Raw genomic sequence first — 15,133 nt, forward strand, 5'->3', positions numbered from 1 at the left:
GCACGCCGCTGCCGGGTCGGTCTCTCGCTCCGCTCGGGGCCTGCGGCCCGCCGTCAGACGGCGCAGCTGAGGCACTCGTCGATGCTGACCTTGCGCAGTCGCGTGTAGTACAGCGTTTTCAGCCCCTTGGCGTAGGCGTACAGGTAGTAGCGTTGCAGGGTGCGGGTGGTGGCGCTGCTGGGGATGAACAGCGTGCAGCTGATGCCCTGGTCCACGTGCTTCTGCGCGGCGGCGACCGTGTCGATCACGCGGCGCTGGTCCATGTCGTACGCTTCCTCGTAGAACCACTCGGTCAGTTCGCTTAAGTGCGGCATGGGGTAGATGGTGCGGGCCTTGTTGCTGGTGCGGGTCTCGACGCGTTCCGTGATGGGCATGATGCTGGCCGACGCGTTGCTGACGTAACTGATGCTACCCGTCGGGGCGATCGCCATGACGAACGAGTGCGCCAGCCCGTGCGTCTGGATGTCCTGTACCAGCTGCGCCCAGTCCTCGCGGGTGGGCAGCTGGTGACCGTCGAACAGCGCGGCGACTTCGGGCGTGCGGGGCGCGAAGTCCTGCGTGAGGTACTGCGCGAAGTGCTCGCCGCTCTGGTAGCGACTGCCTTCGAAGCCCCGGAACACGAAGCCGGTGTCGCGCGCGATCTCCATGCTGGCGCGGCGGGCGTGGTAGTGCACGGCCGCGAAGTACACGTCCACGAACTCCAGCGCCTCGGGGCTGCCGTACGCGATCTCGTTCTTCGCCAGGAACGAGTGCAGGCCCATGGCGCCCAGGCCGATGCTGCGCATCTCGTCGTTGGCGCGGCGCACGGCGGGCACCTCCGTGATGCTGGTGGAGCGGGCCACGTCGTCCAGCATGCGCACGGCGGCGCGCACCACGCGGCCCAGGTCGCCACTGGCGACGCTCTGCTCGATCACCAGCGACGCGAGATTGCAGCTCACGTCCAGCCCCACCTGATCCTTCGCCTCCTGCCCGTAGGCGTGGAAGGTGCTGGGCAGCGTGGGTTGCAGGATCTCGCTGCACAGGTTGCTCATCTTGATCGTCCCGACGTTCGGGATGGGGTTCACGGCGTTCGCGTTGCCCTCGAACAGCAGGTACGGGTACCCGCTCTCGCCCTGCGTGACCGCGATCTCCTCCATGACACGCCGCGCCGACACGCGCTTCTTGCGGATGTCCGGGTTCGCGACCAGCGCGTCGTACTCGCGCGTCCAGTCGATGCTCGTGAACTCGCGCCCCGTCGCCTGGAACAGCGAGTGCGGGTAGAACTGGTAGATGTCCTCACCGGCCCGGACCTTCTGCATGAACACGTCCGGCACGGTCGCCCCGACCGACAGGGTCTTCAGGCGCGCGTCCTCGTCCGTGGCGATCTTCTTGGCACTCAGGGTATCCAGGAAGTCGGCGTGCATGACGCTCAGGTAGATCGCCCCCGCGCCCGGCCGCTGCCCGGCCTGATCGGCGTAGCGCAGCATGTTGTCCAGCATCTTCGCCACGCCCATCACGCCCTTCGTGACGTTCTGAATGCCGCGCAGACTCTCGCCACGCGCGCGCAGGTTACTGACCTCCACGCCGATCCCGCCGCCGCCCTTGCTGAGTTCCGCCACGAACGACAGCGTCTTCGTGATGGAATCCAGGTTGTCCGTGCAGTCCTGCAAGAGGAAGCAACTGACCAGCCGCCCCGTGTTCGCCTTCCCGGAATTCATCAGGGTGGGCGTGGCCGGCGTGAACGTCTGGTTCACCAGATGATGCACGAGTTCCAGCGCCTCCTCGACGCTGCTGCTGCGCGCCAGGGCCGTCACGCTCAGGCGATCCTCGAAGCGCTCCAGCCACTGCTGGCGGTCCGGGGTCATGGTCGCGTACTCGCTGTAGAACTTGAACGCCCCCATGAACGACCGGAACCGGAAGTCGTAGCTGTACGCCCGCTGGAACACGGCCTTCACGTCACGCGGGTGGTACCGCGCGAACACCGCCGGGTCCCACACGCCCTTCTCGGTCATGTACGCGACCTTCTCGGCCAGCGTCGGGAACGTCACGGTATTGGGGTTCACCTTCTCCGTGAAGTACGCCCGCAGCGCCTGCGCGTCATGGCTCGTGTCGATGTGCGTGCCCGAAAGCACCCGGTTGTTCAGTTCAATCCAGCGTTCCATACGTTTCCCCCCCACCCGGCAGGTGCGACCGCACCCAGCGCGTGACCTGCTCACGGTCCGAGACCGTGCCACCCTTGTTCAGACGCGCCACCAGCGGCACCCGGAACTCCGACGCGATCCGGTCCCCCGCCCGCCCGAAATTCGCGCCCCAGTGGTAACTGCCGCTGGCGACCACGCCCCGCAGCCCCCCCGCGTGCGACCGCAGGAACGCCGCCGTGCTGGCCGGAACCTCCCCCTGCCCGAACGTGTACGTCAGCAGCAGGAACGGCTCACCCGGCGCGGGCGGCGCGTCCCGCACGGACTGCACCGGCACGTCACCCGCCTCCCGCGACACCGCCAGCGCGAAGCGGCGCACGTTCCCGGTCAGGGAATCGAACACCAGCCTCACGCCGGACTCCTGCCCCGTAAAACAGGCCCGGAAGCAGAGAGCAGCCCGGAAGGCCGCAAGGATGAACCCCATGTACGCATCAGAGAAACCGCCTTGTGCCCCTACCGCGGGGGACCGTGAGATGGGCGTATCTTCGCTGGGCGAGCGTCCGGACTGAAACCGTGGCGCGACCGTACCGGACTGAACCTCCCAACGCGTGGGCGGCGTGACCGGATTTCCCTCTGTTCCCGCGAAGTGCTGCTAGGTGGTAGTGCTGCCGGGTGGCAACGACAGCGCGGAGTCTACATGTAGTACGTGGTCAGGTCAAACGCACCTGCACATGCAAGATCTTGACTCTGCCGGCCCGGCGTGTCCCGCACTGAAAGACCCCCGTGACGGCCCGCGCGGCATGATGCCCCGGTGCCGTTCCCCGCCCGCTTCCTGCTGACCCTGCTGTGCGCCGCCCCGCTGAGTACCAGCCTCGCCTTACCCGCCCCCGCGCAGGCCGCCGCGAAGGTGCCCGGCTACGTCCTTAAGGGCATGCCGCTCGTCCGGCAGTCGTACAACGCCTGCGGCCCCGCCAGTATCACGCAGGTCCTCGCGTACTTCGGGCGGCAGGTCAGCATGGCCGACGTGAGCCGCCAGACCCGCCCCACCGAACGCTCGTACATGACCGCGCAGGCCATCGTGAACTACGCCCCCACGGTCGGCATGCAGGCCCGGCTGTTCACGGGCGGGAACCTGAACACCGTCAAGAATGCCATCCGGGCCGGGCTGCCCATCATCGCGCTGCAATCGCACATCACGGACACCGGCACCGTCATCCCGCACTGGCGGGTGCTGGTCGGGTACAACGACGCGACCGGGCAGGTGTACATCATGGACCCCCTGCTGGGGTACGTCGCCATGCGCTACAGCGACATGGACCGCGTCTGGGCCGACCAGCGCGGCCAGTTCGCAGTGATGTACCTGCCCACCCTGGCCGGGACGGTCCGGAAGGTCATCGGGTAAGGGGGCCGCTCAGGTGCGCCGCGCCGGGGCACTGGCCGTCCGTACACTGACGGCATGCCCATCCGCCGCCTGACCGCGCCGCTCCTGCCTGCCCTGTTCATGCCCGCCCTGCTGGGTAGCTGCGCGCTGTTGAACGACCCGCGCAGCAGTTTCAACGCCGGTCAGACCTGGATCGTCACGGGACAGGACGGCCCGGTGCCCCTGCGAACCGTGGCCCGCACCGGCCTGTTCAGCGATGAGATCGCCAGCGACCGCACGCAGCTGTTCTGGCGGGACCGGCCCGTGCCGAAGCTCACGACCAACCAGACGGGCCTGTTCGCCGCGCGCATCCTGTTCCCGAACACCGCGCCGGTCATCACCCGAGAACCGCTGAGCGGTGAAACCATGATCGTCTGGAATGCCGGGCAGCCGGGCGTGCTGTACGGCTGCCTGATCCGCGACGGCGGCCCGCCCCGCACGCACGTGTACGGCGACCTGACCCGCTCGTACCTGCAACAGGACACCCCGCTCGGTCAGTGCGAGGCCGTGCTTCAGGACTGACCGAATTCAGACCTGGCGGGCCACGTCAGGGCCAGCAGGGCGTCCACGGTCGCCTCCAGGCTCAGGGCGCTGCTGTCCACGACTGCCCAGCCAGCCTCGCGGAACAGTTCGGGCGGCATCTGCCCGTACAGTCCGTCGATCAGGGGAACGAGCACGGACGTGTCGTACGTCTTGTTCGTGCGGGTCCGGTTGCGTTCGTGTGCGACCTCCAGGGTGGTGTGCAGCCGCACCGGGCGCACGTCCAGACCCGCCCAGTGGCGCGCCATGAACGCCAGATCGTCCGGCCACAGCACATCCTCGATGGCCACCGCAAAGCCCTCCTGCGCGTACAGGCGGGCCGTCTGCGCCGCCGACGTGCGGGCCAGCGCGAACTGCCGCACGGCTTCCGGCGGGTGATCCAGCGCTGGCTGCGCCAGCCCGGAGACCACCTGTTCACGCAGATCGTCAATGGACAGGTGCAGCCCGAACGGGAAGCGGCCCAGTAGCGCCGCCGACACCGTACTCTTGCCCGCACCCGGACTGCCGCTGAACACCCAGATCACGCCACTCATGCCGGGCAGCGTAGCGCAGCCCCTGCCCACGCCCTTCCTCAGATGTCACGTGACCGGCGACAGCTTGACCAGCGACTGGCGGCCGCTGTCCGGATTCCGTATCAGATCAGGAACACGCCGTCTTCCTGCACGATCTCGCCGTCCAGGCTCAGGCGGCCGCCCTGGCGCAGGTCGGTGATCAGGTCCCAGTGGACGGCGCTGGCGTTCACGCCGCCCGTTTCCGGGTAGCTCTTGCCGATGGCGAGGTGCACGGTTCCGCCGATCTTCTCGTCGAACAGGATGTTCCCGGTGGGCACCTGAATGCCGGTGTTCGTGCCGATGCCCAGTTCGCCCAGGCGGCGCGCGCCGGGGTCGGTGTCCAGCGCGGCGTGCAGGGCGCTCTCGCCCTCGTCGGCGCTGGCGGTCACGACCTGCCCGGCGCGGAATTCCAGGCGGGCGCCGCGCACCATCTGCCCCTGGTACTCGGCGGGCACGGTGAAGGTCACGATCCCTTCGGCGCTGTCCTCGTGTGGGCCGGTGAAGACCTCGCCGCTGGGCATGTTGCGCCGCCCGTCGCTGTTCGCCCAGGTGCGGCCGCTCACGCGCAGGGTCAGGTCGGTGCCGGGCGCCTCGATGCGGACCACGTCGGCGCGGGTCAGGCGTTCGATCAGGCGCGCCTGGGTGGCGCGAACTTCGGCCCACGCGGCGACCGGGTCGGGCCGGTCGAGGAACATGGCGCGCATCACGAAATCCCCGAACTGCGCCTCATTCATGCCGGCCTGCGCGGCGGCGTGTGCGGTGGGGTACAGGGTCAGGCTCCACTTGCGGCGGGCGCGGGCGGAGGCGACGGGGGCGTTCGCGGCCAGCAGGCGGGCGCGGCGGGCGGCGTCCACGGGGTGGGCGGGGGCGGGCGTCAGGACGCGCAGGCTGCCGTCCAGGGCTTCCACGTCGCTCAGGTCGGCAGGGTGAATGGCGTCCAGCACGGCGTCACTGGCGAGTTCCGCGAAGTCCTCCTGCTGGCCGGGGTAGTCCACGCGCACGACGGGCCGCGCGCCGCGCGTGAGCAGGGCGCGGGTCACGGCGCGGATCAGGGGCGTGGCCGCCTGCCCGCCCGCGACCAGCAGGCGCTCGCCGGGCGCGGCCGACAGGCAGTAGTCGGCCAGCAGGGCCGCGTGAAGGTCCGGGTCGTACGCCACGTAAGAGGTGTTTGTTTGCACGTCCGCGAGGCTACCACCCGCCGCGCGGGGTATTCTCGCCGGATATGACGGCCCCAGCTTCAACCGCGCCCGACCCCCTGAACACTGCCGTACTGACGATCGCCTGCCCGGACCGGGGCGGGATCGTCGCGGCCGTCTCGCAGTTCCTGCACAACCACGGCGCGAACATCATCCACAGTGACCAGCACAGCACGGACCCGCAGGGCGGGACGTTCTTCATGCGCATGGAATTCCACCTCGCGGGGCTGGACCTGGCCCGCGAGCCGTTCGAGCGGGCGTTCGCGAACGTGGTCGCCACGCCGTTCGAGATGGACTGGAGCGTGCACTACACCACGCAGCCCAAACGCATGGCCGTACTCGTCAGCCGTTACGACCACTGCTTCCTGGACCTGATGTGGCGCAAGCGCCGGGGCGAACTGAACGTGGAGATCCCGCTGATCATCAGCAACCACGAGGACCTGCGCCGCGACGCGGAGATGTTCGGCATTCCCTTCCACGTTGTGAAGGTCACCAAGGAGAACAAGGCCGAGGCCGAGGCCGAGCAGGTGCGCCTGATGCACGAGGCGAACGTGGATTTCGCCGTGCTGGCCCGCTACATGCAGATCCTGAGCGGCGAGCTGCTGCGCTCGTTCGGGCGGCCCGTGATCAACATTCACCACTCGTTCCTGCCGGCGTTCGTGGGCGCCAACCCGTACCGCGCGGCGTTCAACCGGGGCGTGAAACTGATCGGCGCGACCAGCCACTACGTCACCGAGGAGCTGGACGCCGGGCCGATCATCGCGCAGGACGTGATTCCCGTCACGCACCGCGAGACGCCGGACACCCTGATGCGCCTGGGCCGCGACGTGGAACGGCAGGTGCTGGCCCGCGCCGTGAAGGCGCACGTGGAGGACCGCGTGCTGGTGCACGGCAACAAGACTGTCGTGTTCTGATCCGGACTCCGATTGAATGGGCTGCAAAGACCGTTCAATCCGAGCGGAGCGAGAAGGAGAGAAGCGGGTTCCGGGCGTGGAGTTGGCAATCCGGTGAAGTTCCGGATTGTCAGCGAAACAGACGGAATCCGCTGGGAGCCTGACACAAATGATGAGAATGCCCCCGACGGGGCATTCTTGAATGGCCATGAAACAAGAACAGCACACTGACGGGGACGCCTCCATCCTATTCCACCGCATCTTCGACCTCCTGCGAACTGCCCCATGGTCGGATCAGCGACATGCCCGAACGTTCGCCTGGATGGTTGCCGGCCTCCTCCTGACCTGCATTCCTCACCCAGCCGCGTGGTGCTCCTTTCGTGGTCTCCCGAGCCCGATACGCCCAGAGTCATGAACGACGATTCCTCCGCGCACTGACGTCTTCCACCGTCCCCTGGCGCGCGGTCTACCAGCACCTCATGCAGGTCGCACTGCGTGACTGGGGTGATGCCCGCATCACCCTCGCCCTGGACACCACTCTCCTGTTCAAACGCTGGTGCGTGATCTGCGTCTCCCTCCTCTACCGGGGGCGTGCCGTGCCGCTGTCCTGGCGTGTCATCCGTCATGGCAGTTCTACGGTGGGGAATCAGGAGATTTACCCTGTGCTGGCCAGTGTCCAGTGTCTGCTCGTTCACCTGCCACAGGTCGAAGAGGTCTGCATCTATGCAGACCGGGGCTTCCTGGATCACACGTTGATGGACGACTTCACCACCTTCAGATGGCGGTGGATGATGCGCGGCAAGGGTCCCATCCACCTCTTTGATCAGAACGGAGCGTCCTTGGGGCAATTTCAGTCACAGCTCAGCCAACACGGTCAGTTGGTCGTGCGGCATGGGGTGTACGTCACGGGGCAGAAGTACGGGCCCGTGAACATCGCGGCAGTGCGGCCCTTTGGGCAGCGTGATCCGTGGTTCATCGTGAGTAATCAGCCCTGCAACAGGCGAACATTTGCGGAGCATCACCAACGTACTCAGGTCGAGGAATCCTTCCTCGACCTGAAGAGCGGGGCATTCAACCTGGAGGATACACGCCTGGATCAGGCGCACCAACTGGAGAAACTCTGGTGCGTGCTGGGAATGGCGTACCTGATGGTCTTGAGCGAGGGAACTGCCGTCACGGAGGAGGGGAAACGACGGGAGGTCGATCCACACTGGACACGGGGCTTGAGTTATGCGCAGATAGGGTTGCGTGCCATTCGCCAGGCATTGACACGTCGAACGCCAGTCCTGGAGAGGCTGCGCCTCTCCCAGGCCTGTGATCCTGAACCGTCACGTCGTCGACGATCGCCATTCGGCTGGAACGTCGTTCAGGGTTTCTCATGATTTATGTCAGGCTCCCAGCGGAATCCGTATGAGATGGCGTGAGCAGGGGCGCTGTGAGGTCTGCTCCACGTCCCGTCGCGCCCGTGTCCCTTGAGCTTACCGATCGGTCAGGTTAGGCTGTCGGGCATGGCGACCCTGTACCTCGTGCTGCTGACCCTCCACAACCTCAACCGCTGGGTAATCCTGCTGACCGGCCTGTGGGCACTGTCTCAGACCATTCCCGGCCTGAGCAGCGGGCGGCCCTTCACGCCCGCCGACCGCCGACCCGTCGTGGCGTTCATGGGCAGCCTGCACCTGCAACTGGTGCTGGGCCTGATGCTGTTCGCGTTCATGGGCATGCAGAACATTCCGGTGTTCGCTGGCGCGCCCCGCGAGAGCTTCCAGTGGGAACACCTGGGCCTGGGCGTCCTGGCCGCCGTGTTCGCCACGCTGGGCAGCGTCCAGAGCCGCAAGGCCGCCAGCGATCCCCTGAAATTCCGCGCGGCCGCCCTGTGGACCGGCCTGTCCATGATCGTCATCCTGGCCGGCATTCCCTGGTGGCGGCCCCTGCTGCGCTTCTTCACGCAGTAACCGTTCCCTGCGGCGCCCGGCCCCCTTCCCCCGTGGCCCTTTCCCGCGTGGGCGGGGGCCGGTTCAGACCGGGGTGGGTCGGTCGGCGGCAGCGCGCGGCGCGGCCGGGACGTCCCGCCCGGCGCGCGGAGCGGGGCGCAGCAGGGCGAGCGCGACCCGCAGCCGCTCTGCCGGGCGAGGCAGGGCCGCGCTGAGCAGCAGCGTCCGCGCCAGCCAGCCCAGCCGTCCCCGCAGGATCAGACTCCTGCCCCCGCCCCCGGTCGGTGTGGGCAGGAGGCGCAGGTAGGTCACGGCGTTCCAGTGGCCCAGGCGCAGGCTGTGGGCCGTCCACTGGCCGTCCGGGACGGGCTGCGCCTCGCGGCGGCGCAGGGCGCGGGCCACGTTCCGCCCGGCGTGGGCGCCCTGCGCGGGCGTTCGGGCCGCCCAGACGTTCGCGGGGTCCGGAACGCGCAGGGTCGCGTCGGTGAGCAGGGAACCGCGCCCATCACGGGGCAGGCTCTCCGTGCCGGGCAGGACGGGCGGCGCGGCGTCGGCCGACACGGTCAGGTCGGACGGGTGCAGCCGGCCGTACTGGTCACGCACCCCGCCGCTCGCGGTGTGGACGGCGCGGGTCAGTTCGTGCGCGGTCACCCCGGCCGCCGCCAGCGCCGCCCGCACGGGTGAACCCACGCCCGGACGCCCGCCGGACAACTCGCTGCTGCACAGCAGGGTCACGCGGCCCGGCCCGCGCTCCGGGTCGCGTTGCCGCTGCCGTTCGCACGCGGCCAGGGCCAGTTCCACCCCGGCCCCGTCGCCGTCCAGTACGGTGACATGGGCAGGCCGGTGGGTGTCCAGGCGAGCGGCCAGCGGGCCGGTGTCCGCGTCCGGGCGGGCCTCGCTGAGAATCAGGTGATCGAAGCCCAGCCAGCAGGGACTGTGATCGGCGCGGCTCACCTGAAGGCGCTGCATGGTCAGGTCCGCCTGCGCCACCCGGCCCATCAGCACGGTCGCGCGCGGCATGAGACGGCGCAGGGGCGTGCAGAGGTGCTGCGCCGTCAGGTGTCCGGCCAGCACGTCGGCGTTCAGGCCGGGCGCACGGAAGTCCGGCGTGCCGCTGATCACGCTCAGGTGCACGTCACCGCTCCGCACGGCACTTCCGCAGGCGCGCAGGATCGCCCGGTACGCGGCCAGTCCGGCCGGGCCTCCTCCCACGATCACCACCCGCGTCACCAGGGAACGGCCGGGCGGCCGGTGGGATGGCAGGCAGGCGGGCCGGGTGGGGGGAGTAGCAGGCATGGCAGGAACCTCCAGGGTGAAGCGGCTCGGTGATCGGTCGGCAGGCAGCAGGTGGGAGGAATGGGCAGCGGTGTCTCCGAGTGTGCCCGTCCGGGCGTTACGGGGGCGTTAGCGTGAGCGGCGCGGCGGATCTCTCGCGGGTCATGTCGGGGGTCATGGTGCCCGGCCCACCATGACCGGGCCGTGATCAGCTGTCGGTCAGGTCCGCTGCCGGGCCGTTCGGCACGCGAAAAACCGCCACCGGCCGCAGGGGCGGGGTGGCGGTCAGCAGGGAGGGCCGGGTCAGCGGGCGGGTTCGATGATGACCTTGCCGGTCGTCTTGCGGTCCAGCAGGTCCTGGAAGGCGCGGGCGCTGTCGGCCAGGGCGTAGGTGGGGCCGACCTGCGGTGTGACCTTCCCGCTTCCGACCAGTCCGGCGAGGGCCTGCGCGGCCTGCATGGTCGCGGCGCGGTCGTTCATCAGGCTGGTCAGCCACAGGCCCGTGACAGTCAGGTTGCGTTTCATGAGTTCCACGGGGCGCAGGTTCGCCTGCTCGCGGCTGGCGTTCCCGATCACGATGATCCGGCCCTGCGGGGCGGCCATGTCCAGGCTCTCCTGGAAGCGTTTGCCGCCCACGACTTCCAGGATCAGGGGCACGCCCTTGCCGCCGGCCGCGTCACGAACTTTCTGCACGCGGTCCGGGTCGTCCTGGAGGATGGTCACGTCGGCGCCCAGGTCGCGGGCCAGCGCGAGTTTCTCGTCGGTGCTGGCCAGCGCGATCACGTGCATGCCCATCGCCCTGGCGAGCTGGATGCTGGCGGTGCCGAGCGCCCCGGCGGCGGCCTGCACGAGCACCCACTCGCCCTCCACGCCGCGCCCCAGGGTTTTCAGGCCGTGGTACGCGGTGAAGTACGACACGGGGAACGCGGCGGCCTGCGCGCCGCTCAGGTTCTCCGGGACGGGGATCAGCCCGGCGGCGTTCACGACCGAGTAGCGGGCCAGGGCGCCGCTGCCGCCCAGCGCGGCCACCCGCTGCCCGACCTGCACGCCCGTGACGCCCTCGCCGAGGGATTCGACGATCCCGGCGAATTCCATGCCCGGCGTGTACGGCACGCGGGTGCGGGTCAGGTACTCCCCGGCGACGCTCAGGACGTCCGCGAAGTTGATGCCGACGGCCTCGACCTCGATGCGGACCTCGCCGGGGCCGGGGGTGGGGGCGGGAACGTCCTGGAGTTCCATCACGTCTGGGGGGCCGAGTCGTTCGACCCGGATGGCCTTCATGGATTCACTCATGAGGCGCAGCATACCCGACTGTCACCCCCAAAGTGAACGTTGACGTACATCTTGAACGTGAACGTGTTTGACCGGGTTCAGAAATCGTGAAAAGCTAGGGGCCGAACCACAACCACATCACCCACCCATCAGGAGGCCCTACCGTGAGCACCCCCGAGTCCAGCAGCCAGCCCAGCCTCGTGCAGCAGTCCCGCGACGGCGACGTCCTCATCCTGACCATCAACAACCCGCCCGTGAACGCCTTCAGTGTGGGCGTGCCCGAGGGCCTGAAAGCCGGACTGGACGCCGCCGCAGCCGACGACAGCGTGACAGCCGTGGTCATCATCGGAGGCGGGCGCACCTTCGTCGCCGGGGCCGACATCCGCACCTTCGACCTGCCCCGCGAGCAGTCCCCGGACCTGCGCGGCACCATCGAGAAACTCGACGCGTTCACCAAACCCACCGTCGCCGCCATTCACGGCACCGCGCTGGGTGGCGGCCTGGAACTCGCCATGGGCTGCACGTACCGCGTGGCCGTGCCCGGCGCGCAGGTCGGTCTGCCCGAGGTGAAACTGGGCGTCCTGCCCGGCGCGGGCGGCACGCAGCGCCTGCCCCGCGTGGTCGGCGCCGCCAAGGCGCTGGACATGATGCTGAGCGGCAACCCCATCAAGGCCACGGAAGCCAGCCAGCTCGGCCTGATCGACCGCATCATCGACGGCGACCTGCTGGCCGGAGCGGTCGAGTTCGCCCGCGAGATGGCCGACACCCGACCCCTGCCGCGCATCAGCGAACGCAGCGTGCCCGGCGCCACGCCCGACGTGTTCGCCGCTGCCCGCCAGGGCATCAGGAAGACGCACCGTGGGCAGCTCTCACCGTCGCTGATCGTGGACCTCGCCGAGATGGCCGCTGCCGTTCCCTTCCAGGAAGGCTGGGACGCCGAGGCGACCAAATTCATGGAAGCCAAGGACAGCCCCCAGAGCCGTGGCCTGCGCCACATCTTCTTCGCCGAGCGGGAAAGCGCGAAGATTCCCGGCATCACGAAGGACACGCCCACCACGGAAATCAAGTCGGCCGGGATCATCGGGGCGGGCACCATGGGCGGCGGCATCGCCATGAACTTCCTGAACGCCGGCATTCCCGTCACCATCGTCGAGACGCAGCAGGAAGCCCTGGACCGTGGCCTGAGCGTCATCCGCCGCAACTACGAGAACACCGCCAAGAAGGGCCGCATGAGCCTGGAGGACGTCGAGGCGCGCATGGCCCTCCTGACCCCCACCCTGGACATGGGCGACCTGAAAGACGCCGACATCATCATCGAGGCCGTGTTCGAGAACATGGACGTGAAGAAGGACATCTTCACGCGACTCGACGGCATCGCCAAACCCGGCGCGATCCTGGCGAGCAACACCAGCACCCTGGACGTGAACGAGATCGCCAGCGTCACCAGCCGCCCCGAAAGCGTAATCGGCCTGCACTTCTTCAGCCCCGCCAACGTCATGAAACTGCTGGAGATCGTGCGCGCCGAGAAGACCAGCGACACCGTCCTGGCGACCAGCATGGCCCTCGCCAAGAAGATCAAGAAAGTCGGCGTGGTCGTCGGCGTCTGCGACGGCTTCGTCGGCAACCGCATGGTCCACCGCTACGGCGACGAGGCCCGCCAGATCGTCGAGGAAGGCGCCCGCCCCGAGGACGTGGACGCCAGCATGAACGCCCTGGGACTCCCTATGGGCCCCTTCCAGATGAGCGACATGGCCGGACTGGACATCGGGTACGCCATCCGCCAGCACCAGGCCAAGGTCGCCGGGCAACCCAAACCCGACGGCTGGCTCGACCGCATCGTCGAGACCGGCCGCAAGGGCCAGAAGACGCAGGGCGGCATCTACGACTACGACGAGACCCGCCGCCCCATCCCCAACGCCGACATGCAGAAACTGATCGAGGACTACCGCGCCGAGAAGGGCATCACGCCCCGCGAGATCACCCAGGAGGAAAGCACGAAGCGCCTCGCGTACTCCCTGGTGAACGAGGGCGCGAAAATCCTGGAGGAAGGCATCGCGCAGCGCGCCGGGGACATCGACGTGATCTACATCTACGGGTACGGCTTCCCCGCCTACCGTGGCGGCCCCATGCAATACGCCAGCGAACAGGGCCTGAAGAACGTGGTCGCGGACCTGGAGAAGTACGGCCAGACGCCCGCGCCGCTGCTGAAACGACTGGCCGAGGAAGGCAAGACCTTTGCCCAGTACGACGCCGAGAAGGGGCGGGCCTGACCCTTGAGCATGACGCCGTACCTCGCGCACGCCCTGCTCCCAGCCGGGAGTGACCTGACAGACGTGATGGCCAGGATTGCCGCCCAGGCTGGGGGTGTGCTGGCCGCGTCCGGACCGATCAGGGCGGCTGAGGTGCGTTTTGGCTCCTACCCGTTCTTCATTGCGATCGACGATGGTTCGTTGCCGGAATCGGAGTTCGGCGCGATCAGGGCGCACATGCTAGAGATCGTCAGAACCGACGCCGAACGCCAACGCGAGTACGTGGCTGTGGTGACTGTCAGCGGCCGGAAGCCTGATCCGGACATGGATCATTTCAACGATTCTCTCCTCCTGCTGGAAACCATCGAAGTCCTCTTCCCCGGCGCGATCCTGTTCGATCCGCAGTCCGGTAACCGAATCTGAAGGAGTACCAACCATGAAAGACGCTGTCATTGTTTCCACTGCCCGCACCCCCATCGGCAAGGCCTACCGGGGCTTCCTGAACGACACGCACGGCTCCGATATCGGCGCGCACGCTGTTCTGCACGCCGTGCAGCGGGCCGGGCTCGACCCGTCCGAGATCGAGGACGTGATCATGGGCGCCGGGAACCCGGAAGGCGCGACCGGCAGCAACATCGCCCGGCAGATCGCGCTGCGCGCCGGATTCCCGGTCAGCGTGTCCGGCGTGACCGTGAACCGCTTCTGCTCCAGCGGCCTGAACACCATCGCGCTGGCCGCGAACCACGTGATGACCGGTCAGGGCGACGCGTTCGTGGCGGGCGGCCTGGAAAGCATCAGCCTGACGCAGAACGAGCACGCCAACCAGTACCGCCTGCGCGGCGAGTGGCTGACCGAGCACAAGCCCGAGATCTACATGCCCATGCTTCAGACGGCCGAGGTGGTCGCAAAACGCTACGGCATCAGCCGCGAGGCGCAGGACGAGTACGCCCTGATGAGCCAGCAGCGGACGGCGGCGGCGCAGCAGGCCGGGCTGTTCGAGCATGAGATCGTGCCCATGACGGCCCGCATGAAAGTGCAGGACAAGGCCACGGGCGAGATCAGCACCCGCGAGGTCACGCTGAGCCTGGATGAAGGCAACCGCGCCGACACCACCCTGGAGGGCCTGAGCAAGCTGAAGCCCGTCATCGAGGGTGGCGTGATCACCGCCGGGAACGCCTCGCAACTGTCGGACGGCGCGGCCGCCGTGGTCGTCATGAGCGGCGACATGGCCCGCGAGCGCGGACTGGCCCCGCTGGGACTGTTCAAGGGCTTCGCCGTGGCGGGCCTGGAACCCGACGAGATGGGCATCGGCCCCGTGCTGGCCGTGCCGAAACTCCTGAAACGCCACGGCCTGAGCGTGGACGACATCGACCTGTGGGAACTGAACGAGGCGTTCGCCGTGCAGGCCCTGTACTGCCGCGACACGCTGGGCATCGACCCCGCCAAGTACAACGTGAACGGCGGCGCGATCAGCGTCGGGCACCCGTACGGCATGAGCGGCGCGCGCCTGACCGGGCACGCCCTGCTGGAAGGCAAACGCCGGGGCGCGAAGCATGTGGTCGTGACCATGTGCGTGGGCGGTGGCATGGGCGCAGCCGGTCTGTTCGAAGTGCTGTAAGCGTTATAGACAGGCGGGAGTGGGCTGTGGGGGTGACCCTGCGGTCTGCTCTTTCGTTGTGGGGGACCCCT

General features: G+C 68.3%; 14 protein-coding genes. 8 read left to right on the forward strand and 6 right to left on the reverse strand.

The features are described from left to right. Positions 1-53: 53 nt before the first annotated feature. Complete coding sequence (gene nrdE / locus BXU09_RS12115; protein ID WP_078303160.1) at positions 54-2,141, reverse strand: class 1b ribonucleoside-diphosphate reductase subunit alpha; 2,088 nt, start codon at positions 2,139-2,141, stop codon at positions 54-56. After that, positions 2,125-2,529 (reverse strand): class Ib ribonucleoside-diphosphate reductase assembly flavoprotein NrdI, encoded by a 405-nt coding sequence (nrdI, locus tag BXU09_RS12120; RefSeq protein ID WP_240501215.1) that lies wholly within the window; start codon positions 2,527-2,529, stop codon positions 2,125-2,127. Before nrdI ends, nrdE begins: the two co-directional genes overlap by 17 nt. A gap of 399 nt (positions 2,530-2,928) precedes the next feature. Between nrdI and BXU09_RS12125 the strand changes: the two genes are divergently transcribed. Together BXU09_RS12125 and BXU09_RS12130 are read left to right on the forward strand one after the other, a co-directional pair. After that, positions 2,929-3,519 (forward strand): C39 family peptidase, encoded by a 591-nt coding sequence (locus tag BXU09_RS12125; protein WP_240501216.1) that lies wholly within the window; start codon positions 2,929-2,931, stop codon positions 3,517-3,519. Between the two features lie 54 nt (positions 3,520-3,573). After that, positions 3,574-4,059 carry a hypothetical protein gene (locus BXU09_RS12130; protein WP_078303167.1) on the forward strand — a complete coding sequence of 162 codons (486 nt, stop codon included), beginning with the start codon at positions 3,574-3,576 and terminating at the stop codon, positions 4,057-4,059. On the opposite strand, the gene BXU09_RS12135 is transcribed toward BXU09_RS12130, so the two are convergent. Both BXU09_RS12135 and BXU09_RS12140 read right to left on the reverse strand, forming a co-directional pair. After that, a complete protein-coding gene (locus tag BXU09_RS12135; protein ID WP_078303170.1) occupies positions 4,050-4,610 on the reverse strand; it encodes an AAA family ATPase in 561 nt (186 codons plus the stop codon). The genes BXU09_RS12130 and BXU09_RS12135 overlap by 10 nt on opposite strands. A 101-nt stretch (positions 4,611-4,711) precedes the next feature. Beyond that, on the reverse strand, positions 4,712-5,806 hold the full coding sequence (locus BXU09_RS12140) for an aminopeptidase (RefSeq protein WP_078303173.1): 1,095 nt from the start codon (positions 5,804-5,806) through the stop codon (positions 4,712-4,714). A 44-nt stretch (positions 5,807-5,850) separates the two neighbouring features. Here BXU09_RS12140 and purU point away from each other — a divergent pair, with 44 nt between their 5' ends. The 3 genes from purU to BXU09_RS12155 all read left to right on the forward strand — a co-directional run bounded on the left by purU (position 5,851) and on the right by BXU09_RS12155 (position 8,669). Continuing rightward, complete coding sequence (gene purU, locus BXU09_RS12145) at positions 5,851-6,738, forward strand: formyltetrahydrofolate deformylase (RefSeq protein WP_078303177.1); 888 nt, start codon at positions 5,851-5,853, stop codon at positions 6,736-6,738. Positions 6,739-7,196: 458 nt separating this feature from the next. After that, on the forward strand, positions 7,197-8,099 hold the full coding sequence (locus tag BXU09_RS12150; RefSeq protein ID WP_078303181.1) for a transposase: 903 nt from the start codon (positions 7,197-7,199) through the stop codon (positions 8,097-8,099). Between the two features lie 126 nt (positions 8,100-8,225). Continuing rightward, positions 8,226-8,669 carry a hypothetical protein gene (locus BXU09_RS12155; RefSeq protein WP_078303184.1) on the forward strand — a complete coding sequence of 148 codons (444 nt, stop codon included), beginning with the start codon at positions 8,226-8,228 and terminating at the stop codon, positions 8,667-8,669. Between the two features lie 63 nt (positions 8,670-8,732). Here BXU09_RS12155 and BXU09_RS12160 read toward each other — a convergent pair whose 3' ends face one another. Together BXU09_RS12160 and BXU09_RS12165 are read right to left on the reverse strand one after the other, a co-directional pair. After that, positions 8,733-9,944 (reverse strand): hypothetical protein, encoded by a 1,212-nt coding sequence (locus tag BXU09_RS12160; RefSeq protein WP_144012103.1) that lies wholly within the window; start codon positions 9,942-9,944, stop codon positions 8,733-8,735. 282 nt (positions 9,945-10,226) lie between these two features. Next, complete coding sequence (locus BXU09_RS12165) at positions 10,227-11,216, reverse strand: NADPH:quinone oxidoreductase family protein (protein WP_078304996.1); 990 nt, start codon at positions 11,214-11,216, stop codon at positions 10,227-10,229. A gap of 143 nt (positions 11,217-11,359) precedes the next feature. Between BXU09_RS12165 and BXU09_RS12170 the strand changes: the two genes are divergently transcribed. The 3 genes from BXU09_RS12170 to BXU09_RS12180 are packed head-to-tail and all read left to right on the forward strand — an operon-like array spanning position 11,360 to position 15,062. Next, a complete protein-coding gene (locus BXU09_RS12170; RefSeq protein ID WP_078303192.1) occupies positions 11,360-13,465 on the forward strand; it encodes a 3-hydroxyacyl-CoA dehydrogenase NAD-binding domain-containing protein in 2,106 nt (701 codons plus the stop codon). Positions 13,466-13,474: 9 nt separating this feature from the next. Continuing rightward, positions 13,475-13,867: a hypothetical protein gene (locus BXU09_RS12175; protein WP_078303194.1), complete on the forward strand. Its 393-nt coding sequence runs from the start codon at positions 13,475-13,477 to the stop codon at positions 13,865-13,867. Between the two features lie 13 nt (positions 13,868-13,880). Beyond that, positions 13,881-15,062: an acetyl-CoA C-acyltransferase gene (locus BXU09_RS12180; RefSeq protein ID WP_078303198.1), complete on the forward strand. Its 1,182-nt coding sequence runs from the start codon at positions 13,881-13,883 to the stop codon at positions 15,060-15,062. Positions 15,063-15,133: the final 71 nt, after the last annotated feature.

It is taken from the genome of Deinococcus sp. LM3, assembly GCF_002017875.1.
In the GTDB taxonomy this organism is placed as follows: Bacteria; Deinococcota; Deinococci; order Deinococcales; family Deinococcaceae; genus Deinococcus.

Excerpts from the sequence above, each read along its gene's own strand:
- BXU09_RS12150 (WP_078303181.1), top strand. The coding sequence starts at position 7,197 with ATGCAGGTCGCACTGCGTGACTGGGGTGATGCCCGCATCACCCTCGCC.
- BXU09_RS12180 (WP_078303198.1), top strand. The coding sequence starts at position 13,881 with ATGAAAGACGCTGTCATTGTTTCCACTGCCCGCACCCCCATCGGCAAG.
- BXU09_RS12135 (WP_078303170.1), bottom strand. The coding sequence starts at position 4,610 with ATGAGTGGCGTGATCTGGGTGTTCAGCGGCAGTCCGGGTGCGGGCAAG.
- purU (WP_078303177.1), top strand. The coding sequence starts at position 5,851 with ATGACGGCCCCAGCTTCAACCGCGCCCGACCCCCTGAACACTGCCGTA.
- BXU09_RS12155 (WP_078303184.1), top strand. The coding sequence starts at position 8,226 with ATGGCGACCCTGTACCTCGTGCTGCTGACCCTCCACAACCTCAACCGC.
- BXU09_RS12160 (WP_144012103.1), bottom strand. The coding sequence starts at position 9,944 with ATGCCTGCTACTCCCCCCACCCGGCCCGCCTGCCTGCCATCCCACCGG.
- nrdE (WP_078303160.1), bottom strand. The coding sequence starts at position 2,141 with ATGGAACGCTGGATTGAACTGAACAACCGGGTGCTTTCGGGCACGCAC.
- BXU09_RS12175 (WP_078303194.1), top strand. The coding sequence starts at position 13,475 with ATGACGCCGTACCTCGCGCACGCCCTGCTCCCAGCCGGGAGTGACCTG.
- BXU09_RS12165 (WP_078304996.1), bottom strand. The coding sequence starts at position 11,216 with ATGAGTGAATCCATGAAGGCCATCCGGGTCGAACGACTCGGCCCCCCA.
- BXU09_RS12130 (WP_078303167.1), top strand. The coding sequence starts at position 3,574 with ATGCCCATCCGCCGCCTGACCGCGCCGCTCCTGCCTGCCCTGTTCATG.